Annotated in this window: 19 protein-coding genes; 13 read left to right on the top strand and 6 right to left on the bottom strand. The window is 68.3% G+C overall.

The window, feature by feature from the left end; genetic code table 11:
- Window positions 1–44: 44 nt before the first annotated feature.
- Together pap and LJF27_RS06305 are read right to left on the bottom strand one after the other, a co-directional pair.
- Window positions 45–1,535 carry a polyphosphate:AMP phosphotransferase gene (gene pap / locus LJF27_RS06310; RefSeq protein WP_003102298.1) on the bottom strand — a complete coding sequence of 497 codons (1,491 nt, stop codon included), beginning with the start codon at window positions 1,533–1,535 and terminating at the stop codon, window positions 45–47.
- A gap of 25 nt (window positions 1,536–1,560) precedes the next feature.
- Entirely contained in the window at window positions 1,561–1,680 is a 120-nt protein-coding gene (locus LJF27_RS06305; protein WP_003091936.1) for a hypothetical protein, read from the bottom strand.
- On the opposite strand from LJF27_RS06305, the gene mnmC reads away from it, so the two are divergent.
- Window positions 1,679–3,643: a bifunctional tRNA (5-methylaminomethyl-2-thiouridine)(34)-methyltransferase MnmD/FAD-dependent 5-carboxymethylaminomethyl-2-thiouridine(34) oxidoreductase MnmC gene (mnmC, locus tag LJF27_RS06300; protein ID WP_003114497.1), complete on the top strand. Its 1,965-nt coding sequence runs from the start codon at window positions 1,679–1,681 to the stop codon at window positions 3,641–3,643. The two genes, LJF27_RS06305 and mnmC, sit on opposite strands and share 2 nt — an antisense overlap.
- A 100-nt stretch (window positions 3,644–3,743) precedes the next feature.
- Window positions 3,744–4,496, top strand: coding sequence for a sulfite exporter TauE/SafE family protein (locus tag LJF27_RS06295; protein ID WP_003117537.1), 753 nt, complete (start codon window positions 3,744–3,746; stop codon window positions 4,494–4,496).
- Between the two features lie 154 nt (window positions 4,497–4,650).
- Here the strand turns inward: LJF27_RS06295 and LJF27_RS06290 are convergent, their stop codons facing one another.
- Window positions 4,651–5,124, bottom strand: coding sequence for a MarR family winged helix-turn-helix transcriptional regulator (locus LJF27_RS06290; protein WP_023117059.1), 474 nt, complete (start codon window positions 5,122–5,124; stop codon window positions 4,651–4,653).
- A gap of 142 nt (window positions 5,125–5,266) precedes the next feature.
- Between LJF27_RS06290 and LJF27_RS06285 the strand changes: the two genes are divergently transcribed.
- The 5 genes from LJF27_RS06285 to LJF27_RS06265 all read left to right on the top strand — a co-directional run bounded on the left by LJF27_RS06285 (window position 5,267) and on the right by LJF27_RS06265 (window position 13,202).
- A complete protein-coding gene (locus LJF27_RS06285; protein ID WP_003106635.1) occupies window positions 5,267–7,036 on the top strand; it encodes an N-acetylglutaminylglutamine amidotransferase in 1,770 nt (589 codons plus the stop codon).
- A 40-nt stretch (window positions 7,037–7,076) separates the two neighbouring features.
- Window positions 7,077–8,834 carry an N-acetylglutaminylglutamine synthetase gene (gene ngg / locus LJF27_RS06280; protein WP_017002165.1) on the top strand — a complete coding sequence of 586 codons (1,758 nt, stop codon included), beginning with the start codon at window positions 7,077–7,079 and terminating at the stop codon, window positions 8,832–8,834.
- The gene (locus LJF27_RS06275) at window positions 8,831–10,027 is read left to right on the top strand and encodes an osmoprotectant NAGGN system M42 family peptidase (protein WP_003091951.1); all 1,197 of its coding nucleotides are present in this window, start codon (window positions 8,831–8,833) and stop codon (window positions 10,025–10,027) included. Before ngg ends, LJF27_RS06275 begins: the two co-directional genes overlap by 4 nt.
- 136 nt (window positions 10,028–10,163) lie before the next feature.
- Window positions 10,164–12,920: a hybrid sensor histidine kinase/response regulator gene (locus LJF27_RS06270; protein ID WP_014602640.1), complete on the top strand. Its 2,757-nt coding sequence runs from the start codon at window positions 10,164–10,166 to the stop codon at window positions 12,918–12,920.
- Between the two features lie 51 nt (window positions 12,921–12,971).
- Window positions 12,972–13,202, top strand: a complete 231-nt coding sequence (locus LJF27_RS06265) for a YheU family protein (protein WP_003091959.1) — start codon at window positions 12,972–12,974, stop codon at window positions 13,200–13,202.
- 472 nt (window positions 13,203–13,674) lie between these two features.
- Here LJF27_RS06265 and LJF27_RS06260 read toward each other — a convergent pair whose 3' ends face one another.
- Entirely contained in the window at window positions 13,675–15,000 is a 1,326-nt protein-coding gene (locus tag LJF27_RS06260) for a hypothetical protein (RefSeq protein ID WP_003453529.1), read from the bottom strand.
- Between the two features lie 216 nt (window positions 15,001–15,216).
- Between LJF27_RS06260 and LJF27_RS06255 the strand changes: the two genes are divergently transcribed.
- The gene (locus LJF27_RS06255; protein ID WP_003091965.1) at window positions 15,217–16,932 is read left to right on the top strand and encodes an MFS transporter; all 1,716 of its coding nucleotides are present in this window, start codon (window positions 15,217–15,219) and stop codon (window positions 16,930–16,932) included.
- Window positions 16,933–17,053: 121 nt separating this feature from the next.
- On the opposite strand, the gene LJF27_RS06250 is transcribed toward LJF27_RS06255, so the two are convergent.
- A complete protein-coding gene (locus LJF27_RS06250; RefSeq protein ID WP_016852586.1) occupies window positions 17,054–18,394 on the bottom strand; it encodes a DEAD/DEAH box helicase in 1,341 nt (446 codons plus the stop codon).
- A gap of 185 nt (window positions 18,395–18,579) precedes the next feature.
- Here LJF27_RS06250 and LJF27_RS06245 point away from each other — a divergent pair, with 185 nt between their 5' ends.
- The 4 genes from LJF27_RS06245 (at window position 18,580) to LJF27_RS06230 (ending at window position 22,460) form a co-directional block, all read left to right on the top strand.
- Window positions 18,580–19,947 (top strand): MFS transporter, encoded by a 1,368-nt coding sequence (locus LJF27_RS06245; protein ID WP_003113893.1) that lies wholly within the window; start codon window positions 18,580–18,582, stop codon window positions 19,945–19,947.
- A gap of 167 nt (window positions 19,948–20,114) precedes the next feature.
- Complete coding sequence (locus LJF27_RS06240; RefSeq protein ID WP_003103754.1) at window positions 20,115–21,443, top strand: mechanosensitive ion channel family protein; 1,329 nt, start codon at window positions 20,115–20,117, stop codon at window positions 21,441–21,443.
- 19 nt (window positions 21,444–21,462) lie between these two features.
- Window positions 21,463–22,005 carry a dihydrofolate reductase family protein gene (locus LJF27_RS06235; protein ID WP_003119560.1) on the top strand — a complete coding sequence of 181 codons (543 nt, stop codon included), beginning with the start codon at window positions 21,463–21,465 and terminating at the stop codon, window positions 22,003–22,005.
- On the top strand, window positions 22,002–22,460 hold the full coding sequence (locus LJF27_RS06230) for an NUDIX hydrolase (RefSeq protein ID WP_003113894.1): 459 nt from the start codon (window positions 22,002–22,004) through the stop codon (window positions 22,458–22,460). The genes LJF27_RS06235 and LJF27_RS06230 overlap by 4 nt, the downstream gene beginning before the upstream one ends.
- Before the next feature lie 120 nt (window positions 22,461–22,580).
- Here the strand turns inward: LJF27_RS06230 and LJF27_RS06225 are convergent, their stop codons facing one another.
- The gene (locus LJF27_RS06225) at window positions 22,581–24,275 is read right to left on the bottom strand and encodes an NAD-dependent malic enzyme (protein ID WP_003103761.1); all 1,695 of its coding nucleotides are present in this window, start codon (window positions 24,273–24,275) and stop codon (window positions 22,581–22,583) included.
- 456 nt (window positions 24,276–24,731) lie between these two features.
- Between LJF27_RS06225 and LJF27_RS06220 the strand changes: the two genes are divergently transcribed.
- Entirely contained in the window at window positions 24,732–25,328 is a 597-nt protein-coding gene (locus tag LJF27_RS06220; protein WP_003103763.1) for a C40 family peptidase, read from the top strand.
- Window positions 25,329–25,337 lie beyond the last annotated feature (9 nt).

Below are 25,337 nucleotides of genomic sequence, written 5' to 3'. Positions count from 1 at the left end.
CGTCGCCATCCCCTGGAGAGGACGGCGCCGCATTCCGGCGGGCCTCACTTGTCCTTCTTGTACGCCGCTTCGATGGCGTCGTTGATGGTGCGCAGCACCTTGACCCGGGCGAAGCGCTTGTCGTTGGCTTCGACCAGGGTCCAGGGCGCGATCTCGGTGCTGGTACGGTCGACCATATCGCCCACCGCGTCCACGTACTGGTCCCACTTGTCGCGGTTGCGCCAGTCTTCCTCGGTGATCTTGTAGCGCTTGTAGGGGGTTTTCTCGCGTTCCTTGAAGCGCTCCATCTGGGTCTGCTTGTCGATCGCCAGCCAGAACTTCACCACGATGATCCCGTACTCGCTGAGCTGCTCCTCGAAGTCATTGATCTCGCCATAGGCGCGTAGCCAGTCGGCCGGTGCGCAGAAGCCCTCGATGCGCTCCACCAGCACGCGGCCGTACCAGGAACGGTCGAAGATGGTGAACTGGCGACGCGCCGGAATGTGCCGCCAGAAGCGCCAGAGATAGGGCTGCGCACGCTCCTCTTCGGTCGGCGCGGCGATCGGCACGATATGGTACTGGCGCGGGTCCAGCGCGTCGGTGACACGGCGGATGGCGCCGCCCTTGCCGGCCGCGTCGTTGCCCTCGAACACCGCGACCAGCGAATGCTGGCGGAAGCGCTTGTCGCGGATCAGCCCGGCCAGGCGGGCCTGCTCGGCGGCGAGCTGCTCCTTGTAGGCGTCCTTGTCCAGGTACTGGCCCAGGTCCAGGGAGTCCAGCAGGCCGCGGTTGTCCAGGCTCGACACCAGCGGCGCGGCGTGCGGCTGGCGCTTGGCGCGCTCCTTGGTGGCCAGCGCGGCCTGCAACCCTTCGAGGAGGATGCGACCGACGGTCAGGGCGCGGTAGCGCTCGTCCACGCCTTCCACCACGTACCAGGGCGCGTAGTCCCGGCTGGTGCGGCGCAGCACGCGCTCGCCGTAATGCACGAAGCGGTCGTAGACCTCGCTCTGCTTCCAGTCCAGCGGACTGAGCTTCCAGCTGTGCTGCGGGTCCTTTTCCAGCGCCTTGAGGCGTTCCTTGAGCTGTTTCTTGGAGAGGTGGAACCAGAACTTGAAGAGCAGCGCGCCTTCGTCGCAGAGCATGCGCTCGAAGCGTTCGGCGGCATCGATGGCCTGATCCAGCTTGGCCTCCTTGATATGCCCCTCGACCCGCGCGTAGAGCATCTGGCTGTACCAGTTGCCGAAGAAGATACCGGTCCGCCCCTTGGGCGGCAGGCGCCGCCAGAAGCGCCACTGCGGCGGCCGCTCCAGTTCCTCGTCGGAGGGACGGAGGAAGCTCTGCACTTCGATCAGGCGCGGGTCCATCCACTCGTTGAGGAGCTTGACCGTCTCCCCCTTGCCGGCGCCCTCGATGCCGTTGATCAGGATGATCACCGGGAAGCGCGCCTGCTGCTTGAGCTCGAACTGCGCCTCGAGCAGCGCTTCGCGCAACTCGATGACGGCCTTCTCGTAGGTGTCCTTGTCGATGCTGTGGCCAACTTCCGCGGATTCGAACATGGAGGTCTCCCTTAACCTGAGTCCTTCAAGGTAGCGGATCGGCGTGCGGCTGTCTGCGCGGCGCCGCGGCATGTTCGCGCAGCGCCTCGCCGCTGGCCGGCAAAGCCCCGTAAAATGCGCCATCCGCTTTTTCAGGTTCTGCCATGTCCGACTTCCAGCATGCCCAGCTCGACTGGGACGAAAACGGCCAGCCGCTATCCCGCGCCTTCGGCGACGTATATTTTTCCCGGCATTCCGGGCTCAACGAGACGCGCCATGTGTTCCTCGCCACCAACCGCCTGGCCGAGCGCTTCGCCGCGCTGGGCGACGGCGAGGTGCTGTGTATCGGCGAGACCGGCTTCGGCACCGGACTGAACTTCCTCTGCGCCTGGCAGCTGTTCGAGCGGGTCGCGCCGGCCGGCGCGCGCCTGGAGTTCGTCAGCGTGGAGAAATTCCCCCTCGCCGCCGCCGACCTGCGCCGCGCCCTGGCGCTATGGCCGGAACTGGCGCCCTGGAGCGAGGCCCTGCTGGGCCAGTACCTTGCCGTGCACCCGGGCTTCCAGCGCCTGGCGTTCGCGGGCGGAAGGGTCGGCCTGACCCTGCTGCTGGGCGATGCCCTGGAGTGCCTGCCGCAGCTCGACGCGCGGGTCGACGCCTGGTTCCTCGATGGCTTCGCCCCGGCGAAGAACCCGGACATGTGGTCGCCCGTACTGTTCGCCGAACTGGCGCGACTGTCGGCGCCGCAGGCGACCCTGGGCACCTTCACCAGCGCCGGTTTCGTCCGCCGCGGGCTGGTCGAGGCCGGTTTCGCCATGCAACGGGTACCGGGCTACGGACAGAAGCGCGAGATGCTCAGCGGCACCTACCAGGGGCCGCCGGCGAACGCCGGCAAGCCCTGGTACGCACGCCCCGCGCCCCACGCCGGGCGCCGCGCGGCACTGGTGGTCGGCGGCGGCCTGGCCGGCTGCGCCAGCGCCGCCAGCCTCGCCGCGCGCGGCTGGCAGGTGACCCTGATCGAACGCCATCCCGGCCTCGCCCGGGAAGCCTCGGGCAACCCCCAGGGCGTGCTCTACCTGAAACTCTCGGCCCACGGCACGCCGCTATCGCGCCTGGTGCTCAGCGGCTTCGGCCATACCCGCCGGCTGCTCGAACGCCTGCGGCGCGGCCACGACTGGGACGCCTGCGGCGTACTGCAACTGGCCTTCGACGCCAAGGAAGCGCAACGCCAGGCGCAACTGGCCGCAGCCTTCCCCGCCGACCTGCTGCACGGCCTGGAGCGCGAGCAGGCCGAGCGCCTCGCCGGCGTCGCCCTGCCCGCCGGCGGCCTGTTCTATCCCGAAGCCGGCTGGGTCCATCCGCCCGCGCTGTGCCAGGCCCTGGCCGCCACCCCCGGGATCACCCTGCTGAGCGGCCGGGCAGTACGCTTGCGCCGCGAGGGCGACGACTGGTGCGCCTACGCCGGCGACGAATGCCTGGCCCGCGCGCCACTCGCGATCCTCGCCACCGCCGCCGACATCCGCGACTTCCCGCCCGCCGCCGAGCTGCCGCTGAAGCGCATTCGCGGGCAGGTCACCCGCCTGCCGGCCACCCCGCAAAGCCGGGCGCTGCGCACCGTGGTCTGCGCCGAGGGCTACGTCGCACCGCCGCGTGGCGACGAACACACCCTCGGCGCCAGCTTCGACTTCAAGAGCGAAGACCTGGCGCCGACCCTCGCCGAACACCAGGGCAACCTCGAACTGCTGCGGGAAATATCCCCCGACCTGTTGCAGCGCCTGGGCGCCGACGACCTGCCGCTGGAGCGCCTGGAAGGCCGCGCGGCATTCCGCTGCACCAGCCCCGACTACCTGCCCCTGGTAGGCCCGCTGGCCGAGCGCGCGGCCTTCGACGAGGCCTACGCGGTGCTCGCCCGCGACGCCCGCCAGGTGCCGGAGCGTGCCTGCCCCTGGCTGCCAGGCCTGTACCTGAACAGCGGCCACGGCTCGCGCGGGCTGATCAGCGCGCCGCTGTCCGGCGAACTGCTGGCGGCGTGGATCTGCGGCGAGCCGCTGCCGCTGCCGCGCGCGGTGGCCGAGGCCTGCCACCCGAACCGCTTCCTGCTGCGCGACCTGGTGCGCGGGCAGCGCGGCTGAAGCCCCGGGCGCACCGATTTGCGCTACCCTTCGGGCCTGCCGCACGCGCAGGCCATACCGGACCACCGGCTGGCTCACCCGCGGAAATAGTTGATCGACGATGGATGTACTGCTCTTCGAATCCCTGGGCATCGGCGCCGTTCTCGGCCTGCTGCTCGGCCTCACCGGCGCCGGCGGCTCGCTGGTCGCCCTGCCCCTGCTGCTCAGCCTGCACCTGCCGCTGCGCGACGCCATCGGCGTGAGCCTCGGCGCGGTCGCCCTGTCGGCGCTGATTGGCGCCATTCCGCGCGCGCGCCAGGGCCAGGTGGCCTGGCGGCCGGTGCTGGTCCTGGCGCTGGCCGGCCTGCCGAGCAACGCCGTCGGCCAATGGCTCGGCCGCTTCGTCCCGGAAGGCGTGCTGATCGTCGCCTTCTGCCTGCTGGTGCTCTGGTCGGCCTGGCGCATGTGGCGCGGCGCCGGGATGAAACGCGAGGCCAGCGACCAGGCACGGAGCCTGCCGCTGCTCGGCATCGGCCTGGCGGTCGGCTTGCTGTCGGGATTGATGGGCGTGGGCGGCGGCTTCCTGGTGGTGCCGGGGCTACTCTGGTTCACCCCGCTGTCGATGATGGCCGCCACCGCCACCTCGATGGCGGTGATCGCGCTGGTCTCCGGCGGCGGCTTCCTGATCTACCTGACCGGCGCCCACCCGCCGCTGCCGCTGCTCGGCGGCCTCGCCGCCGGCGGCGCGGTCGGCGTGCTCGGCGGCAACCTGCTGGCGCAGCGCCTCGGCGGCCCGACCCTGCAACGCCTGTTCGCGCTGATGCTGGTGGCGGTGAGCTTCTCCCTGGCGGCGCAGAAGCTCTACGGCGGGTAGCTTTCCTCGGCGGCCGGGGCACCGGGGAAGCGGCGTTATCCGCCCTACGCGGAGGTCACGCCATGGCGTACAACGCGCTTGTCCACCAGGCATCGGCAGGTTCGCCAGGTAAAGACCGCCGACGCGACTGTCTTTCGTAGCGAACCTGGCGCCCTCACTCTTCTTCGACGTCCTCTTCCGGCAAGCCGAACAGGTCGGCCGCGCGCAGCAGCGCGGCCAGCAGGCCGTGGCGCTCCCACTCGGGCAACGCGGCGAAGCGCTCGATCACGTACTCCGGCAATAGCGGCGGCGCCTCCGCCAGGGCTTCGTGGCCGGCCGGGTCGAGGTGCAGCCAGGACTTGCGCCGGTCCTGTTCGTCGCGCCGACGATAGAGCAGGCCGCGTCCTTCGAGGCGGTCGAGCACGCCGGAGAGCGATGCCTGGGACAGGCTGACCAGCTTGGCCAGTTGCGTCGCGGTCAGTTCTCCCTCCACCGCCAGGACATGCAGGATCAGCAATTGCAGCGGGGTCAGGCCACCGTATCGGCTGAGACGCTTGGAGTGGATTTCGGCGGCCTGCTGGAGACAGCGGATGGCGCGGAAAATAGCGAGCGAATAGGTATCGGCAGCGGTCTTATTACTTTCAACCATAATAAATTCTTCGTTAAGGGTCCTGATAGGCCCGGAAAATTCGTATAGAACTCCTTCCAACTGTAACGGTCCTCTGTTAGGTAAGTCATGTACCCGGAAGGGGTACGCAACCCACTTCCCCAACGGAGAACCGGTAAGGAATATGTGCGGCATATCAGGAGAGTTTCGTTTCGACAACCAGGCAGCCGACCTCGCAGCGGTCGAACGCATCACCCACCACCTGGCCCCTCGCGGCCCCGACGCCTGGGGCTTCCACGCCCAGGGTCCGATCGCCCTCGGACATCGACGGCTGAAGATCATGGACCTGGCGGAAGCTTCCGGCCAACCGATGATCGATCCCGATCTCGGCCTGGCCATGGTGTTCAATGGCGCCATCTACAACTACCCCGAACTGCGTGGCGAACTGGAAAGCCTTGGCTATCGGTTCTTCTCCGGCGGCGACACCGAAGTTCTCTTGAAGGGGTACCATGCCTGGGGCGCCGATTTATTGCCCCGGCTCAATGGGATGTTCGCCTTCGCCGTCTGGGAGCGCGATCGCCAGCGGCTGTTCCTGGCCCGTGACCGACTCGGCATCAAGCCGCTCTACTACAGCCTCGACCGCTCGCGCCTACGCTTCGCCTCGAGCCTGCCGGCCCTGCTCAAGGGCGGCGACATCGCCAGCGACCTCGATCCGCAGGCGCTGAATTTCTACCTCAACTTCCACGCCGTGGTTCCCGCCCCGCACACCTTGCTGGAGGGCGTGAAGAAGCTGCCGCCGGCGACCTGGATGAGCGTCGACCTCGACGGCAGCTGCGAGCAGCGCACCTGGTGGACGCTGGACTACGGCCCACGCCCGGACGAGCGCGAGCTGACGCTCGACGACTGGCAGGAGCGCGTCCTCGACGGCCTCCGCGAAGCGGTGGCGATCCGCCAGCGCGCCGCCCGCGAGGTCGGCGTGCTGCTCTCCGGCGGGGTCGATTCGAGCCTGCTGGTGGGCCTGCTGCACGAAGCCGGGGTGGACAACCTGCTGACCTTCTCCATCGGCTTCGAGGATGCCGGCGGCGAGCGCGGCGACGAGTTCCAGTATTCCGACCTGATCGCCGAGCGCTATCACACCCGCCACCATCGCCTGCGCATCGGCGAGCACGAAGTGATCGAGCAGTTGCCGGCGGCCTTCCGCGCCATGAGCGAGCCGATGGTCAGCCACGACTGCATCGCCTTCTACCTGCTCGCGCGGGAAGTCTCGAAGCACTGCAAGGTGGTGCAGAGCGGCCAGGGCGCCGACGAGCTGTTCGCCGGCTACCACTGGTATCCGAAGGTGGATGGCGCCGACGACGCCTTCGCCGCGTACCGCGCGGCGTTCTTCGACCGCGACCACGAGGAATACCTGGCCACCGTCGGCGAGCGCTTCCGCGTCGAGGACGTCGCCGGGCGCTTCGTCCGCGACCACTTCGCCAGCCCCGGCGCCGAGGCCGCGGTGGACAAGGCGCTGCGCCTGGATAGCACGATCATGCTGGTCGACGACCCGGTCAAGCGGGTCGACAACATGACCATGGCCTGGGGCCTGGAAGCCCGCGTGCCGTTCCTCGACTACCGCCTGGCCGAGCTGTCGGCGCGCATTCCCGCCCGCTTCAAGCTCGGCGACGGCGGCAAGCAGGTGCTCAAGGGTGCCGCGCGCAAGGTGATTCCCAGCGAAGTCATCGACCGGCCCAAGGGCTACTTCCCGGTGCCCGGCCTCAAGCACTTGCAGGGCCGCACCCGCGAATGGGTACGCGAACTGCTGCTGGACCCGAGCCAGGACCGCGGCCTGTTCCAGCCGGCGATATTCGATCGCCTGCTGAGCGATCCGGACGGCGACCTCACACCGCTGCGCGGCTCCAAGCTGTGGCAGCTGGCCGCCCTCAACCTCTGGCTCAGCGAACAGGGACTTTGAAAATGGGCCCCCAACGCAGGGGCCCGAACCAGGAGCGATCATGAAAGGCCACTTGCATCTGCCTCACCCGCACAACCAGCGCCTGCAACGTATCCAGGCGCCCACCTACGAACGCCTCCAGGCGCGTCTCGCCGAAGATCACAGCGAGCCCACCGAGAAACCGCTGAGCATCCACTGCGGCTGGGGCCGCCTGCTGATCGGGCAGACCTACCCGGACGCCGAGGAACTGGCCCGCGACCTGTTGCAGGAAGCCCCCGGCGAACGCGACATCGCGCTCTACGTGGCGGCGCCGCAGCAGGTCCTGGCCCACGCCCCGCAGCAGCTCTTCCTCGATCCCTCGGATACCCTGCGCCTGTGGTTCACCGACTACCGCCCGGCGCGCCGTCCGCCACGCGGTTTCCGCATCCGCCGGGTGCATACCGAGGAGGACTGGGCGGCGATCAACCGCCTGTACCTGGCGCGCGGCATGCTTCCGGTGCAGACCGAGCGCCTCAGCCCGCGACACCAGGGCGGGCCGATCTACTGGCTGGCCGAGGACGCCGACACTGGCGTCGCGGTAGGCACGGTGATGGGCCTCAACCACGCCAAGGCGTTCCAGGATCCGGAGGGCGGCTCCAGCCTCTGGTGCCTGGCGGTGGACCCGCAATGCAGCCGGCCGGGCGTCGGCGAGGCGCTGGTACGGCACCTGGTCGAGCACTTCATGAGCCGCGAACTGGCTTACCTCGACCTCTCGGTGCTGCACAACAACCAGCAGGCCAAGGCGCTCTACCGCAAGCTCGGCTTCCGCGAACTGGCGACCTTCACCATCAAGCGCAAGAACGGCATCAACCAGTCGCTGTTCCTCGGCCCCGGCCCGGAGGAAGACCTCAACCCCTACGCCCGGATCATCGTCGACGAAGCCCACCGGCGCGGCATCGAGGTGCGCGTCGACGACGCCGAGGGCGGCCTGTTCACCCTGACCCAGGGCGGCCGGCAGATCCGCTGCCGTGAATCGCTCTCCGACCTGACCACGGCGGTAAGCATGACCCTCTGCCAGGACAAGGTCCTCACCCACCGCGCCCTGCAGCACGCCGGCCTGCGCCAGCCACAGCAGCGCCTGGCCGGCAGCGCGGAGGAAAACGCCGCGTTCCTCGCCGAGCACGGTTCGCTGGTGGTCAAGCCGGTGGACGGCGAGCAGGGCCAGGGCGTGGCGGTGGACCTGCGCACCGCGGAAGAGGTCGAGGAGGCCATCGAGGCCGCCCGCCATTTCGATTCGCGCGTGCTGCTGGAGAGCTACCACGCCGGCCACGACCTGCGCGTGCTGGTGATTGGCTACGAGGTGGTGGCCGCCGCCATCCGTCGTCCCGCCGCGGTGATCGGCGACGGCCGGCACAGCATCCGCGAGCTGATCGAGGCGCAGAGCCGCCGGCGCCAGGCCGCCACCGGCGGGGAAAGCCGCATCCCGCTCGACCACGAGACCGAGCGCACCCTGCAGGCCGCCGGCTATGGCTACGACGACGTGTTGCCCAGCGGCGAACACCTGGCCGTGCGGCGCACCGCCAACCTGCACACCGGCGGCATCCTCGAGGACGTCACCGACGCCCTCCATCCGGCCCTCCGCGAGGCCGCGATCCAGGCCGCGCGGGCCCTGGAAATACCGGTGGTGGGCCTGGACTTCCTGGTCGAGGCCGCCGACCAGCCCGACTACGTGATCATCGAAGCCAACGAGCGCGCCGGCCTGGCCAACCACGAGCCGCAGCCGACCGCCGAACGCTTCGTCGATCTTCTCTTCCCCCTCAGCCGCGAGGTGCCTTCATGACCCCTCTGCCACAACCGGACCTCAACTACCTGCAACGGGTGCTGCTGGAGATGCTCGCCATCCCCAGCCCCACCGGCTTCACCGATACCATCGTGCGCTATGTCGCCGAGCAGCTCGACGAACTTGGCGTGCCCTTCGAGATGACTCGCCGGGGAACCATCCGGGCGACCCTCCAGGGCCGCCTGAATACCCCCGACCGGGCGGTTTCCGCGCACCTCGACACGATCGGCGCGCTGGTCCGCGAGATCAAGCCCAACGGCCGCCTCGGCCTGGCCCCGGTAGGCTGCTGGTCGAGCCGCTTCGCCGAGGGTAGCCGGGTCACGGTGTTCACCGAACAGGGCGTGTTCCGTGGCAGCGTGCTGCCGCTGCTGGCTTCGGGCCACGCCTTCAATACCGAGGTGGACAACCTGAAGATCAGTTGGGACAACATCGAGCTGCGTCTCGACGCCTATACCGCCAGTCGCGCCGACAGCGAGAGCCTGGGCATCTCGGTGGGTGACTACGTGGCCTTCGATCCGCTGCCGGAGTTCACCGAGAGCGGCCATATCAGCGCCCGCCACCTGGACGACAAGGCCGGGGTCGCGGCGCTGCTGGCGGCGCTGAAGGCGGTCAAGGAAAGCGGCCAGGAGCCGCCGATCGACTGCCACCCGCTGTTCACCATCACCGAGGAAGTCGGCTCCGGCGCCGCCGGCGCCCTGCCCTGGGACGTCAGCGAGTTCGTCGGCATCGACATCGCCCCGGTGGCCGAAGGCCAGAATTCCAACGAGCACAGCGTCAGCGTGGCCATGCAGGACTCCGGCGGGCCCTACGACTTCCATCTGTCGCGGCACCTGCTGCGGCTCGGCGAGCGCCACGACATCGCCCTGCGCCGCGACCTGTTCCGCTACTACCACAGCGACGCGCAGTCGGCGATCGCCGCCGGCCACGACACCCGCGCCGCGCTGCTGGCGTTCGGCTGCGACGCCACCCACGGCTACGAGCGCACGCACATCGACAGCCTCGCCGCGCTGAGCCGGCTGCTCACCGCCTACATCCTCAGCCCGCCGGTCTTCGCCAGCGACGCCAAGCCCCGGGAAACCTCGCTGGAACGCTTCAACAAGCAGCTCGAGCATCCGGTGCACATGGAAAGCTGCACCCACGTCCCGCCGGTGGACGAAGTGCTCGACAGCAGCAACAACAGCGACAAGGACTGAACCCGCGCCGGCCTCCCCGCCCCCGGGGAGGCCGCCCTCCTCTCCAGCCAACTGCTAGGCTGATGGCAGGTTCCCTCGCCTGTCTCGTTTCCTCCGTAGCATCATGCGTGCCGACTCGTGTCCATGGAGTAGTTGCATGTCTCGACTCTGCCTGGTCCTGCTGTTGCTCTGCTGCGCGCTGCCGGCCCGGGCGCAGCCGCCCGCACCGCTGGACGGAGAGGACCTGCGCCTGTCCCTGGGCGAGTACGCCGAGTACTACCGCGACGCCGGCGGCAAGGCGCGCCTGGGCGACATCCTCGCCTTGCCGGCGCAGGCCTTCGCCGCCCTGCGCGGCGACCACGCGAACTTCGGTAAGAACGCCGCAGCCTGGTGGTTCAGGGTGCGCCTGGACAACCGCAACGGCACCGACCTGGCCGGTTTCCTGGAGATCAACTACCCGCTGCTGGACGACCTCAAGGTCTACCTGCTGACCGCCGATGGGCGCATCGAACAGCAGGAGAGCGGCGACCTGTTCGCCTTCTCCCAGCGCCCGGTGCAAGTGCGCAACTTCTGGTTCCCGCTGCGACTGCCGCCCGGCGAGAGCACCCTGCTGCTGCGCGTGCAGAGCACCAGCACCGTCTACGTGCCGCTGTACTTCAGCACCTACGCGGCCAGCGCGGCCAGCCAGGAAACCCTGATGGGCTTCAACGGGGCCTTCTACGGGGTGCTGTTCGGGTTGTTCTGCTACAACCTGTTCCTCTTCGTCTCGCTACGCGAGGCCACCTATGCCTGGTACCTGCTGTACAACCTCAGCCTCGGCCTGTTTTCCGCCAGCTTCGACGGCCTGCTGTTCAAGCTGCTGCCCGGACACGTGGCGCTGGAGTCGGCCGGCATCTACCTGCTGATGTACCTGAGCTGCCTGGTGTCGATCCAGTTCAGCCGCGGCTACCTCTACACCCGCCGCGACTTCCCGCGCCTCGACCGCTTCCTCCGCGGCCTGCTGCTGGCCTGCGTGGTCCTGTTGGCCAGCGAGCCGCTGGTGGGGCTGCGCGCCTGGAACGTCCTCGCCAGCCTGACGGTGATGCTGGTCTCCCTCAGCCTGCTGCTGGCCGGCGTCCACGTCTGGCGCCAGGGCCTGCGCTACGGCCTCTACTACATCCTGGCCTGGGGCGCGCTGCTGCTGTCGTTCCTGGTCACCACCGCCGCCTCGCTGGGCTTCGAACTGTTCGGCCTGTTCGGCAGCAGCGTGGTCAAGATCGGCATGACCGTGGAACTGGTGACCCTGTCCATCGGCCTCGCCGACCGCATCAATGCGCTCAAGGAGGAAGGCTTCCGCTCGCGCCAGGCGGCCGAGCAGGCGCGGGTGGAGAACGAGGCGAAGAGCCGCTTCCTGGCGAAGATGAGCCATGAGATTCGCACCCCGCTGAACGGCGTGCTGGGCATGCTGCAACTGCTCCGCGACACCCCGCTGGACCGCGGCCAGGCGGCCTACGTGGAGACCATCGCCAGCTCCGGCAGCGCGCTGATGTCGGTGATCAACGATATCCTCGACTACGCTCGCATCGAGTCCGGCAAGCTGCACCTGGAGCGCATCGACTTCGACCTTGAGGAGCTGCTCTCCGACACCCTGGCGCTGTTCAGCGCCCAGGCCGTGGAAAAACGCCTGCGCCTGCATCTCGGCCTGGACAGGGGCGTGCCGCGCCGCCTCAACGGCGACCCGACGCGGTTACGCCAGGTACTGATGAACCTGCTCAGCAATGCCCTCAAGTTCACCGCCGAAGGCCATGTCGCCGTGCGCGTGCAGCGGCGCTTCGACGAGGGCGGACGCGAGCGCCTGCTGTACAGCGTCAGCGACAGCGGCATCGGGATATCCGCCCAGGCGCAGAAGACCCTGTTCGAATCCTTCTCCCAGGCCGACTCCAGCACCACCCGCCGCTACGGCGGCAGCGGCCTGGGCCTGGCGATCAGCCGCGAGCTGGTGCAGATGATGGGCGGGCGCATCGAGGTGAGCAGCGAGCCGGGCAAGGGCACCCGGTTCAGCGTCGACCTGCCGCTCAGCCCCGCCCTCGACGCCGGCGAAGCGGACGAACTGGCGCAACTGCTGCAACACCGCCCGGCCCTGCTGGCCAGCGAGGACAACCTGACCCTGGACTGCCTGCAGGCATTGCTGGAGCGTTGGGGACTGCGGGTCGAACGCTGCCTGCAGCCGAGACGGCTGAACGCCTACCTGGAGGACTTCAGCGCACCGCCCCTGCTGGTCCTGGCGGCGCCCTGGCCGGGGCCGCCGTCGATCTGGCTGGACACCCTCTATGCGCAACTGGAGCAAGGCCAGCGCATCCTCCTGCTATGCCCGCCGCAGCACTGCCAGGACCTGCCGCCGCACGAAGGCCTGCGCCTGCTGGCCCTGGCCCAGCCGGTGGCGGTGAAGGCCCTGCGCGAAGCCCTGCTGGAACTGTACCGGGAGCGGCGCCGACAGCCAGGGCGGAGCAGCGAGGCGGCCCCGGACGAACGCCTGGACGCCCCATGCATCCTGGTCGCCGAGGACAACCCGGTGAACCAGCTGGTGGTGCGCGGCTTCCTCGCCAAGCGCGGCTACGCGGTGCGCCTGGCCGGCAACGGACGGCTCGCGCTGGACGAGTACCTGCGCGATCCGAACGGCATCCAGTTGATCCTGATGGATGGCGAGATGCCGGAAATGGACGGCTTCGAGGCGACCCGCCTGATCCGCCGGGAGGAGCGTGCCCAGGGCTGGCCACGCGTACCGATCGTCGCCCTGACCGCGCACATCCTCGACGAACACCGCCGGGCCGGAATCGAGGCTGGCATGGACGCCTACCTCGGCAAGCCGGTGGACCGGGCGGAACTCTATGCCACCCTCGAACGCCTACTCGGCCAGCCTTCGCGACAGGCATGACAGTGCGCGATGCGTCGCGCTAGCATTCGCCGCCATCCCGGAGTACCGCCAATGCTGATCCCCCACGACCTGCTCGAAGCCGACACCCTGAACAACCTGCTGGAAGACTTCGTCACCCGCGAAGGCACCGACAATGGCGACGAGACCCCGCTGGACGTGCGTGTAGAACGCGCCCGGCATGCCTTGCGGCGGGGCGAGGCGGTGATCCTGTTCGACCCGGAGAGCCAGCAGTGCCAGTTGATGTTGCGCAGCGAGGTGCCTGCGGAGCTGTTGCGCGACTGAGTCTCGGCATCGCCCCGCCTGGCGGGGCGGGTTCGCCGCCCTGCACACCCCGGAAACGCCGGACAGCGCCCCCGCTCCGTAGGGCGAATAACCGCTCGCGGTTATCCGCCGCTTATCCGCGACATCGGCGGATAACGCCCATGGCGTTATTCGCCCTGCACACCCCGGAAACGCCGGACAGCGTCCCCGCTCCGTAGGGCGAATAACCGCTCGCGGTTATCCGCCGCTTATCCGCGACATCGGCGGATAACGCCCATGGCGTTATTCGCCCTACACACCCCGAAAAAGCCGGACTGCGCCCCAGCTCCGTAGGGCGAATAACCGCTCGCGGTTATCCGCCACTCATCCGCGACATCGGCGGATAACGCCCATGGCGTTATTCGCCCTACACACCCCGGAAACGCCGGACAGTGCCCCCGCTCCGTAGGGCGAATAACCGCTCGCGGTTATCCGCCGCTTATCCGCCGCCCCCTCACTCCTTCGCCCCACCCTCCTCCGTCTCCAACGCCGCCCTGGCGATGTTCCGGCTATGCGCGCCGAAATGCCCGATCAGTTCGATCAGTTGCGCGTTCAGCCCCGCATTGTCGTGGGCCTCGGGGCGTGGCTGGTTGCTCTCGCTGAAGTCCTGCGCGGCGGAGGCCGGGCGGGCGGCCAGCCATTCGCCGATGGCGGCGTCGAAGGCCGCGGCGTGGGCGTTCGACTCGGCGGCCACCACCTCGCGCAAGTAGGTCGGCGAATAGGCCGGATAGGCACCGTCGCGGCGGGTGTCGGCGTAGGCGTCGAGCATCGGCTGCGGGCGGCCGTCGCGGAGCAGTTGGCGCAGCCAGTCGAACTGGTATTTCTCCACCGCGGTATGGCGGTTCGCGACACGCTCGATGGCCGCCTGTTTTTCCTCCGGGTAGCCGAGCAATGCCTTGCCCTCCATCTGTAGCATCGCCGCCAGGCTGGCACCGGGCAGCGGCGTGGAGTGGTAGGGCTGGGTGATGTCCTGGATGTAGTGCATGCCCCAGCCAAGGAACCGGTAGCCCCAGTAGGGATGACCGTTGGCGAAGGCGAAGCGGGACAGGCCGAAGTACTGGTAGGCACGCCATTCCGGCCAGGCCCGGGCGAGGAACGGCGCGCCGCTGTAGATCACCGCCGCCTCGTGATAGAAGCCCATGTGGAACGGCGCCTGGGAGCTGAACTCGAAGCGCGGGTCGCCGAATGGCTGGGTGCCGAAGCCGTAGCGCTGGCCGGCTTCGCCGGGGTTGTCGCTGAACAGGTTGATGTCGTGGCCGTAGTCCGGTTCGTCGGCGGCGGTGGCCAGCACTGCCAGGGGCGCGACTCGCTCGCCGGGCTCCAGGCGGATGAAACGCCAAGCGGTCCACGGCGAGAGGTTCTGGAACACCAGCACCTCCTGTGGCTTGAGGTGCGGGCGCTGCGGCTGGTCCTGCCCGGGAAGCGGCTGGAGCGCCAGCGCCAGGCGGATCTCCGGGTTGACCCGCAGCGCCGCGAGGAACGCCTGACGCAAGTCGCCGGCCTCGCCCTCGGCAGCGAAGCGCAGGGCGTCCGGACGCGCCGGGTAGTTGCCGATATGCGCTCGGGCGTAGGCTTCCTGCTCGTCCAGCAGGGCGGCCAGTCCGCCGCGCTCGGCGGCGAGGAACGCCTCCAGCGACTCCACCTCGACTTCCGGCGCCTCGCGGATGGCCGCCAGCTCGCGCAATGCCAGGTAGCTGCCCACCGTATGGTTGGACCAGGCCCACAGGCTCGGCGAGACGACCCACGCCCCCAGCAGCAGGCAACGCAACAGCAACTTCATCGGCTTTTCGCTCTTGTCTCGACTCGGTGCCGGCAAGCCTACCAATGCGGGACACCCAGGGCACTGTCCTGCCTGGACATCGGAACTCTCCGATAGCGCCATCGGACCAATGTCTATCCACGCCGGGCCGGCCCCATGACCGCCATCAATGGCGCCCAGGCGCCAGGCGGCTAGACTTTCCCGACATCAGGCACGCTGATACAAGGCACCCATCTGATGCTCCAGTCCGTTTCGCCCAAGCACGACCTGCCCCTCAAACCCGAAGGCCAAGCGGCCAAGCCAGAACGCACCGGCACCTGGGCGCCGTTCTCGATCCAGGCCTTCCGCATCATCTGGATCTGCAACCTGTTCGCCAACCTCGGCACCTGGGCCCAGTCGGTGGCCGCCGCCTGGGTGGTCACCGACGCCCACGCCAGCCCGCTGATGGTGGCGATGATCCAGGTCGCCGCGGCGCTGCCGCTGGTGCTGCTGTCGATCCTCTCCGGGGTCATCGCCGACAACCACGACCGGCGCAAGATCATGCTCTGGGGACTCAGCTTCGAGATGACCGGGGCGATGTTCGCCACCCTGCTGGCCTTCCTCGGCTACCTCGACCCGGTGCTGCTGATCATCTCCATCCTCTGGATCTCCCTCGGCGGCTCGGTGACCATCCCGGCCTGGCAGGCGGCGGTCAACGAGCAGGTGCCGGCGCGCATGGTCAGCGACGCGGTGCTGCTCAACAGCGTCAACTACAACGTCGCCCGCGCCGCCGGCCCGGCCCTCGGCGGCCTGTTGCTGAGCGCGGTGGGACCGGCCTGGGTGTTCCTGTTCAACAGCTTCTGCTACATGGCCCTGATCTGGGCGATCTGGCAGTGGCGGCGCGAGGTGCCCAAGCGCAGCCTGCCGCCGGAAGGCATCCTCGAAGGTGTCACCGCGGCGCTGCGCTTCACCCAGTACTCCACCGTCACCCGCCTGGTGATGATGCGCTCCTTCGCCTTCGGCCTCTCCGCCAGCGCGGTCTGGGCCCTGCTGCCGCTGCTGGCGCACCGCAACCCGGACGGCGACGCGGCGATCTACGGCTACATGCTCGGCGCCCTCGGCCTCGGCGCGATTCTCGGCAGCACCCAGGTCTCGCGCCTGCGCCAGCGGATCGGCAGCAGCCGGCTGATTAGCCTGGCCGGCTTCACCCTGGCGCTGATCCTGCTGACCCTCGGCCTGGTAGACAACCTCTGGGTCCTGTTCCCGGTGCTGATCCTCGGCGGCGGCTGCTGGATCGGCGCCCTCGCCACCTACAACTCGGCGGTGCAGATCCTCGTCCCCGACTGGATCAAGGCGCGCGCCCTGGCGTTGTACCAGACCGCGCTGTACGGTGGCCTGGCGCTGGGTTCGTTCCTCTGGGGCCATCTCGCCGAGACCATGACCGTGCACGGTGCGCTGCTGGCCGCCGGCTGCCTGCTGCTGGCCTCGGTGATCCTCCTGTACAACTCGCGCCTGCCGGAAATGGACGCCGCCAGTATTTCCCGCGCGCCGGCGAGCATGCCCGGGCAGCCGAGCTTCGTCTTCAACACGCGGCGGGGCATGGTGCTGGTCTCCATCGAATACCGGATTCCCGCCGAGCGCACCCGCGACTTCGTTCGCGCCGCCCAGCCGCTGCGCCGCCTGCGCCTGCGCAACGGCGCGGAGCGCTGGTCGCTGTTCCGCGACGTGAGCAACCCGGAGGTCTGGCAGGAACTGTTCCTGGTGGACAACTGGATCCAGCACCTGCGCATGCTCGACCGCATGACCCTGGCCGACAAGATCGTCATCGACAACGTCACCGCCCTGCATGCCGGCGACGGTCCGCCGCAGATCCGCCATTGCGTGAGCTACGAGGCCAGCAGCTACGATACGCCGCTGGTGAAGAGTGCCACGCCGCCGGCCAACGACGAGGCGGGCGCGACGGCGGGGAGCTGAGAACGGGGCCAGGCAGTCCCCCGGGGCGGACAGCGCCAGCGGCGTTATCCGCCATCCAACGCCGGCGCGGCGGATAACAGCAAACGGTTATCCGCCCTCCGAAGCGGTCGGCGGCGCGCGATCACTCCGCCGTCGGCTTCTTGCGCTTGAGCGGCGCCATGCCGTCGGCGCTGACCACCGCCGACGGCCCGGCCTTCGGCCGCGCGGCGGGCTTGCGCTTGGCCGCGGGCTTGGCGGCGGCGCCCTTCCTGTCCTGCTTTTTCTTCTTGCTGCCGGCGGCCTTGCCCGACGCCTTGAGTTTCTTCGGCCCCTGGTAGGCGGCCTTCAGTTCCTTGATGTTGCGTCGTTCGAAGTTCTGCTTGAGGTAGCGTTCGACGCTCGACATCAGGTTCCAGTCGCCATGGCAGATCAGCGAGATCGCCAGGCCCTCGGCGCCGGCGCGACCGGTCCGGCCGATGCGGTGCACGTACTCGTCGCCGCTGCGCGGCATGTCAAAGTTGATCACCAGGTCCAGGCCTTCGACGTCCAGGCCGCGTGCGGCGACGTCGGTGGCGACGAGGATCTTCACCGCGCCCTGCTTCAGGCGCTCGATGGCCAGCTTGCGGTCCTTCTGGTCCTTCTCGCCATGCAGGACGAAGACCTTGTGCTGGTTGGCGATCAGCCGCCCGGTCAGGCGATCGGCGGAGACCCGGGTATTGGTGAAGACGATGGCCTTGGTGTAGGTCTCGTTGCTCAGCAGCCATTGCAGCAACTGTTCCTTGTGCGCCACGTCGTCGGCGGTGATGACCTGCTGGCGGACGTTCTCGTTCAGCTCGCCGACCTGGTTCAGGCGCAGCACTTGCGGCTCGCGCAGCACCTCGGCGATCACCTTGTTCAACCCGGCGCCGCTGTGGGTGGCGGAGAACAGCAGGGTCTGGCGCTCGGCCGGGCAGGCATTGGCCAGGGCCAGCACGTCGTCGGCGAAGCCCATGTCGAGCATGCGGTCGGCCTCGTCCAGCACCAGCACCTCGATGTCCTGCAACGGCAGGTTGCCGGCGTTGCGCTGCTCGAGCAGGCGGCCGGGGGTGCCGATGATGATCTCCGGGTTCTTGCGCAGGCGCGCGCCCTGCACCTTGAAGTCCTCGCCGCCAGTGATCAGGCAGGCCTTGATGAAGGTGAACTGGGCGAAGCGCTCGACTTCCTTGAGGGTCTGCTGGGCCAGCTCGCGGGTCGGCAGGAGGATCAGCGCGCGCGCCAGGGAGCGCGGCTTGTCCTCGGCCAGCAGGCGGTGCAGCAGCGGCAGCAGGAAGGCCGCGGTCTTGCCGCTGCCGGTCTGCGCCGTGACCCGCAGGTCGTGCCCCTCCAGCGCCTTGGGAATGGCCGCGGCCTGGACCGGCGTCGGCTCGCTGAAGGACAGGCTTTCCAGTGCCTTCAGCAGGCGTTCGTGGAGGGGAAATTGGCTGAACAAGGGAAACCTCGGCATTGCACGTGAAAATGGACAGGTGCATAGCCTAACGGTTGCCGCGCCGGCGCGCAGGCTTTATTCGCGCGGCGCGACGGCCAGCGCCGGCGTCGCAATCGGCTCGACGCCGGGTCGCCGCCAGGCAAGCACGGCGGGGGCGGCGATCGCAGACTCGTTCGACGCCCGCCGCCCAGAGGAACCAGGTCATGCCCGACGCGCCCGCATCCGCCGCCGAACGCCTCGAACGGCTGCCGCTGAGTCCGTATCACCGACTGGTCTTCGTGATCATCGCGCTGGCGTTCTTCTTCGACTCGATGGACCTGGCGATGATGACCTTCCTGCTCGGCTCGATCAAAGCCGAGTTCGGGCTCGACTCGGCGCAGGCCGGGCTGCTGGCCAGCTCGAGCTTCTTCGGCATGGTGATCGGCGCGGCCCTGTCGGGCATGCTCGCCGACCGCTTCGGGCGCAAGCCGGTATTCCAGGCCAGCATCGTGCTCTGGGGCCTGGCCAGCTACCTGTGCTCCACCGCCGGCGACCTCGACAGCCTGACCTTCTACCGGGTATTGCTGGGGATCGGCATGGGGATGGAGTTTCCCATCGCCCAGTCGCTGCTGTCGGAGATGATCCCGGCCAGCCGCCGCGGCAAGTACATTGCGCTGATGGACGGCTTCTGGCCGCTGGGCTTCGTCGCTGCCGGCTGCCTGTCCTACTTCCTGCTGCCGCTGACCGGCTGGCGCAGCATTTTCCTGGTGCTGGCGCTGCCGGCGGTGTTCGTCCTCGCCATCCGCTTCCTGATTCCCGAGTCGCCGCGCTGGCTGGAGCAGGCCGGCCGGCGCGAACAGGCGGACCGGGTATTGCGCGACATAGAAGCACGGGTGATGCGTTCGCTGGGCCTGACCGAGCTGCCGCCGCCGCTGCGCCAGCCGCAGCGGGAACGCAGCCGTCCGGGCTTCTTCAGCGCCTTCGCCGAACTCTGGTCGCCAGCCTACCGGCGCCGCACCCTGACCGTCTGGGGCCTGTGGTTCTTCGCCCTGCTCGGTTTCTACGGCCTGACCTCCTGGCTCAGCGCGCTGCTCCAGCAATCCGGCTTCGCCGTCACCCAGTCGGTGTACTACACGGTGCTGATTTCGCTGGCCGGGATACCCGGCTTCCTCTGCGCGGCCTGGCTGGTGGAAAGCTGGGGCCGCAAGCCGAGCTGCGTGCTGATGCTCCTCGGCGGCGGCGCGATGGCCTACGCCTACGGCCAGACCGCGGTGTTCGGCGGCAGCCTGGCGCTGCTGATCGGCTTCGGCCTGGCCATGCAGTTCTTCCTGTTCGGCATGTGGGCGGTGCTCTACACCTATACCCCGGAACTCTATCCGACCTCCGCGCGCGCCACCGGCTCGGGCTTCGCCTCGGCGGTCGGGCGGATCGGCTCGCTGCTCGGCCCGCTGGTCACCGGGCTGGTCCTGCCGCTCACCGGCCAGGGTGGGGTGTTCACCCTCGGCGCCCTCTGTTTCGGCGTCGCCGCCCTGGTGGTCTGGGCCTTCGGCATCGAGACCCGCGGGCGCACCCTGGAGGAGCTTGCCGGCTGAGCCCGCGCGTCGGCGGAAAACCTTTGTAGACACGTCGGGGATGCGATCCGGCGCCCGATGGGGCACTCTTGGTTCCTTTGTGCGTTCCCGGCCCCCGCGTCGGGATGTCCGTTCAACCGCGGGGCCGGCCCGTCCCCCCCGCCCGCAACAAAGGAAGTCGCCTGTCCATGGACTCCACATCCCTTCTCGACCAGCTCTCCGGGTACTGGTCGGCGCTCGACCAACACCCTATCCTGCACGCCGGCCTGGCCTTCGGCCTGCTGCTGGTGGGCGCCCTGATCCTCGGCCGGGTGGCCCGCTACATCGTCCTCTACGCCGCCAACCTGCTCGCCCGCCAGCCCGCGCTGCACTGGCTCGGCGACCTGATCCGCAACAAGGTGTTCCAGCGCCTGGCGCAGACCACGCCCTCGCTGCTGGTGCAATTCGGCCTGCCATGGATCCCGGAGATGCCGGACAAGGCCGCGCACTTCCTCGGCAACCTGGCACTGGCCTTCACCGTGCTGTTCCTGATCCTCGCCCTCACCGCGCTGCTGAATGCCCTGCTGGACATCTACGCGCGTACCGAGCACGCCCGCACCCGCTCGATCAAGGGCTACGTGCAACTGGCGAAGATCGCCGTGTTCGTGTTCGGCGCGATCATCATCGTCTCGATCATCATCGACCGCTCGCCGCTCCTGCTGCTGTCCGGCCTCGGCGCGATGTCGGCGGTCCTCCTGCTGGTCTACAAGGACACCCTGATGTCCTTCGTCGCCAGCGTGCAGCTCACCAGCAACGACATGCTGCGAGTCGGCGACTGGATCGAGATGCCGCAGGTCGGCGCCGACGGCGACGTGGTGGACATCACCCTGTACACCGTGAAGGTGCAGAACTTCGACAAGACCATCGTCTCGGTGCCGACCTGGCGCCTGATGTCGGAGTCGTTCAAGAACTGGCGCGGCATGCAGCAGTCCGGCGGACGGCGGATCAAGCGGGCGATCTACGTCGACTCCAGCCAGGTGCGTTTCCTCGACGAGAAGGAAGAGCGGCGCCTGAGCCAGGTGCGCCTGCTCACCGAATACATGGCCCGCAAGCAGACCGAGTTGCAGGAGTGGAATGCCGCCAACGGCGGGGTCGCCCCGCTGGCCGCCAACCGCCGCCGGCTGACCAACATCGGTACGTTCCGCGCCTACGCCCTCGCCTACCTGCAGAACCATCCGGACATCCATCCGCACATGACCTGCATGGTCCGCCAGTTGCAGCCGACCGCCCAGGGCATCCCGCTGGAGATATACTGCTTCACCCGCACCACCGCCTGGGTCGACTACGAGCGCATCCAGGGCGACGTGTTCGACTACCTGCTGGCGGTGATGCCGGAGTTCGGCCTCGGCGCCTACCAGCAGCCCAGCGGCCAGGACCTGCGCCAGGGGCTGCAGGGCATGCTCGAAGGGCGTGACGCCGAGGCCCGTTCGTTCGAGGCGTTGGCCGCACCGAGCCGCAGCGACGAAGCCACTGTCTGAAGCGAGGGGAGCGCCGTCCATGAAACCGCACCTGATCTACTACGTCGCCACCAGCCTGGACGGCTTCATCGCCCGTCCCGACGGTAGCGTCGACTGGCTCGACCGTTTCGCCGAGGGCGGCAACGACCATGGCTACAACGGCTTCTACCAGGGCATCGACGGGCTGCTGATGGGCCGCGGCACCTACGATATCGTGCGCGGCTTCGGCGACTGGCCGTATCCGGGCAAGCCCTGCCAGGTGCTCACCCGCAATCCCCGGGAGAGCGCGGTGGAAGGCGTCGAGTTGCGCCATGGCACGCCCCAGGAAGGCCTCGCACGCCTCGGCGAACAGGGCTGCCGGCGGGTCTGGCTGGCCGGCGGCGGCAGCCTCGCCGGTAGTTGCCTGGCGGCCGGGCTGCTCGACGAGGTGATCGTCAGCGTCATTCCGCAGCTGCTCGGCGCCGGCATCCCGCTGTTCGCCGGCGGCCGCGAGCGGCGCCTGCAACTGCTGGAACAACATGGCTACAACAGCGGCATCGTACAGATGCGCTACCAGGTGATCGCCGAGGACGACCCGCAATGACCGACAACCTGCTGAGCATTTCCGCCGCCTGCCTGTTCGACGACCAGGGCAACCTGTTGCTGGTGCGCAAGCGCGGCACCCAGGCCTTCATGCTCCCGGGCGGCAAGCGCGAGCCGGGCGAAACGCCCCTCGCCGCGCTACAGCGCGAACTGCTGGAGGAACTGCGCCTGCCGATGGGCGCCTCGACCTTCGAGCACCTCGGCAGCTTCCAGGCGCCGGCGGCCAACGAGGCGAACACCCGCGTCGATGCCGATATCTACGTCGCCCGCCTGCCCCACGCCGTCTGTGCGCAGGCGGAGCTGGAGGAACTGGCCTGGCTGGTCCCCGGCCAAGCGCAGCCGGACAATCTCGCGCCGCTGCTGCGCGATCATGTCCTGCCGGCCCTGGCGCGGCGCGCGGCGGAAAACCCGGAAACCCAGGCCGAACACCGGACGCGCCCCGATCATGTGCGCTAGCGCTAGCGCTACCGTCAACGAAAAAGGCCACCTCGGGGTGGCCTTTTCGCGTTCTCGCACCGATCGCGCGGAATATCGGCGGTTAACGCCTCTCCCCCGTGCGCAGCCTGCGGCAGAGCCTCAGAACGAAGTCCGGCGGTAGGCACGGTAGCGCGGGAACCAGAAGTTCGCCTCGATGGCGTCGTTCAGTACCTCGTCGCTGGTATGCAGGGCCTTGCCCTCGGCCTGGGCCTGCTTGGCCACGGCGACGGCGATGCGCTTGCTGACCTCGCGGATGTCGCCCAGCGCCGGCAACACGGCGCCCTCGCCCTGGGTAACGATCGGCGAGCAGTTGGCCAGGGCGTTGGCCGCGGCCATCAGCATGCCTTCGGTGACCCGGTTGGCCCGCGCGGCGATCACCCCCAGGCCGATGCCGGGGAAGATATAGGCGTTGTTGCACTGGGCGATGGGAATCCGCTTGTCGCCCACCTGCACCGGTTGGAACGGGCTACCGGTGGCGACCAGCGCCTGGCCGTCGGTCCAGTTGAGGATTTCCTGCGGAGTCGCCTCGACCCGCGAGGTCGGGTTGGACAGCGGCATCACCAGCGGCTGCTTGCAATGGCTGTGCAGCTCACGGATGACCTCTTCGGAAAACAGCCCGCGCTGCCCGGAGACGCCGATCAGCACCGTCGGCCGGGCATTGCGGATCACTTCCAGCAACGCCAGGTCGTCGCCCTGCTGGCCGCCCCAGGCACCGAGATCGGCGCGCTTCTGCGCCAGGCGGTGCTGGAAGTCGAGCAGGTTGCTCATGTCGTCGGTGAGCAGGCCCCAGCGGTCGACCATGAAGATGCGCCGACGCGCCTGGGCCTCGTCCAGGCCCTCCAGTTGCATGGCGGCGATGATCTGTTCGGCGATGCCGCAACCGGCGGAGCCGGCGCCGACGAAGGTCACGGTCTGCTCGCTGAGCTTCTCGCCCTTGGCCTTGCAAGCCGCCAGCAGGGTGCCCACGGCCACCGCGGCGGTGCCCTGGATGTCGTCGTTGAAGCAGCACAGCTCGTCCTTGTAGCGCTCCAGCAACGGCATGGCATTGGTCTGGGCGAAGTCCTCGAATTGCAGCAGGACGTTGGGCCAGCGGCGCTTGATCGCCTGGATGAACAGGTCGACGAACTCCTCGTACTGCGCCCCGCTCACCCGCTCGTGGCGCCAGCCCATGTACATCGGGTCGTTGAGCAGGTCCGGGTTGTTGGTGCCGACGTCCAGCACCACCGGCAGGGTGTAGGCCGGGCTGATACCGCCGCAGGCGGTGTACAGCGACAGCTTGCCGATCGGGATGCCCATCCCGCCGATGCCCTGGTCGCCGAGGCCGAGGATCCGCTCGCTGTCGGTGACCACCACGATCTTCACGTTGTTCTTGGTGGCGCTGCGCAGGATGTCGTCGATCCGCTCGCGGTCCGGGTAGGAGATGAACAGGCCGCGGTGGGTCCGGTAGATCTTCGAGAACTCCTGGCAGGCCTGGCCGACCGTGGGGGTGTAGATGATCGGCATCATTTCTTCCAGGTGCTCCTCGAGCAGGCGGAAGAACAGGGTCTCGTTGTTGTCCTGGATCGAGCGCAGGAAGATGTGGCGGTCCAGATCGGTGTTGCACAGGTTGTACTGGCTGTAGGCGCGCTCGGTCTGCTCCTCGATGGTCTCGATGTTGTGCGGCAGCAGGCCCTGCAGGTTGAAATCGATGCGTTCCTGGGTACTGAACGCGCTGCCTTTGTTCAGCAGCGGCATCTCCAGCAGCGATGGGCCGGCATGGGGAACGTACAAGGGACGCTTGGCTGTTTCGGTCATATCTGGACTCGCTTCTACGGGCTTCACTCGGGTACGGGGAACACGAACATACCCCCGGCGCAGAGGCTTTCCAAGGCCACGGCGAACAACAGGTCATTGCCGGACCCGCAAGTATCGCCACTTGCACGGCGAAACCGGCGCGTCACATCCGGAACCGATCATTCGACGAATGGTCAGAAGGCCGGCGTCAAAATAGGTCACAATAGCCGCCGCTTTCGTAGGGGAATACGCTGGGAACGCCGATGAGTCCCCGATTTTCCTTCGTTAAGCCCGTTATCGCCGGGACAACCTGAATGCATCCAGGCCCGGAAGCAGTTGGCCGTTTCGTTTGACGGCCTGGTCGGAAGAGTCAGGAGGGCTCGTTCCGGTCACCCAGAAGACACTCCGATGAACAGAGAGTAACCACGAACCAGCGGAAGCCTGGACCGTTATTCACGCACGCGAAGACATGCCGAAATGCGTTCACCCTTTTTGACATGCCTGTCTGTAGGCTTCGCGGCCCTTCTGGCCGCCCTCTCGACGCCCAGCCTGGCTTCCAACCAGGTCACCCACACCTTCAAGCCGTCGAAGAATTCCACCCTGTCGCCCAGCCGGGTCGTCAGCACCCGCCAGTCCGCCAACCGCTCGGTGGTCGCGGCCGCCGCTTCCGAAGTCACCGACCGCGCCTTCAGCATGATCGGCACCCCCTACCGCTGGGGCGGCACCACGCCGAAGAAAGGCTTCGATTGCAGCGGCCTGGTCAACTATGTGTTCCAGGACGTCGATGACGTCGACCTGCCGCGGACCGCCCGCGCCATCTACAACATGGACAACAACAAGGTCTCCCGCGGCAAGCTGCAACCGGGCGACCTGGTGTTCTTCCGGATCCGCAGCCGCAGCGTCGACCACGTCGGCATCTACGTCGGCAACGACCGCTTCGTGCATGCGCCGCGGCGCGGCAAGAAGGTCCGCGTCTCCGACCTCAACAGCAGCTACTGGAAACGCCACTACCTGGCCGGCAAGCGCATCCTGCCGACCACCCTCGCCCAGGTCGAAAGCACCCGCAAGCGCTGATTCCGGCGC

The organism is Pseudomonas sp. 203-8 (assembly GCF_020708595.1).
Lineage (GTDB): Bacteria > Pseudomonadota > Gammaproteobacteria > Pseudomonadales > Pseudomonadaceae > Pseudomonas > Pseudomonas aeruginosa.
The sequence above is the reverse complement of the archived record's forward strand: the minus strand, read 5'-3'. Positions and strand labels throughout refer to the sequence as shown.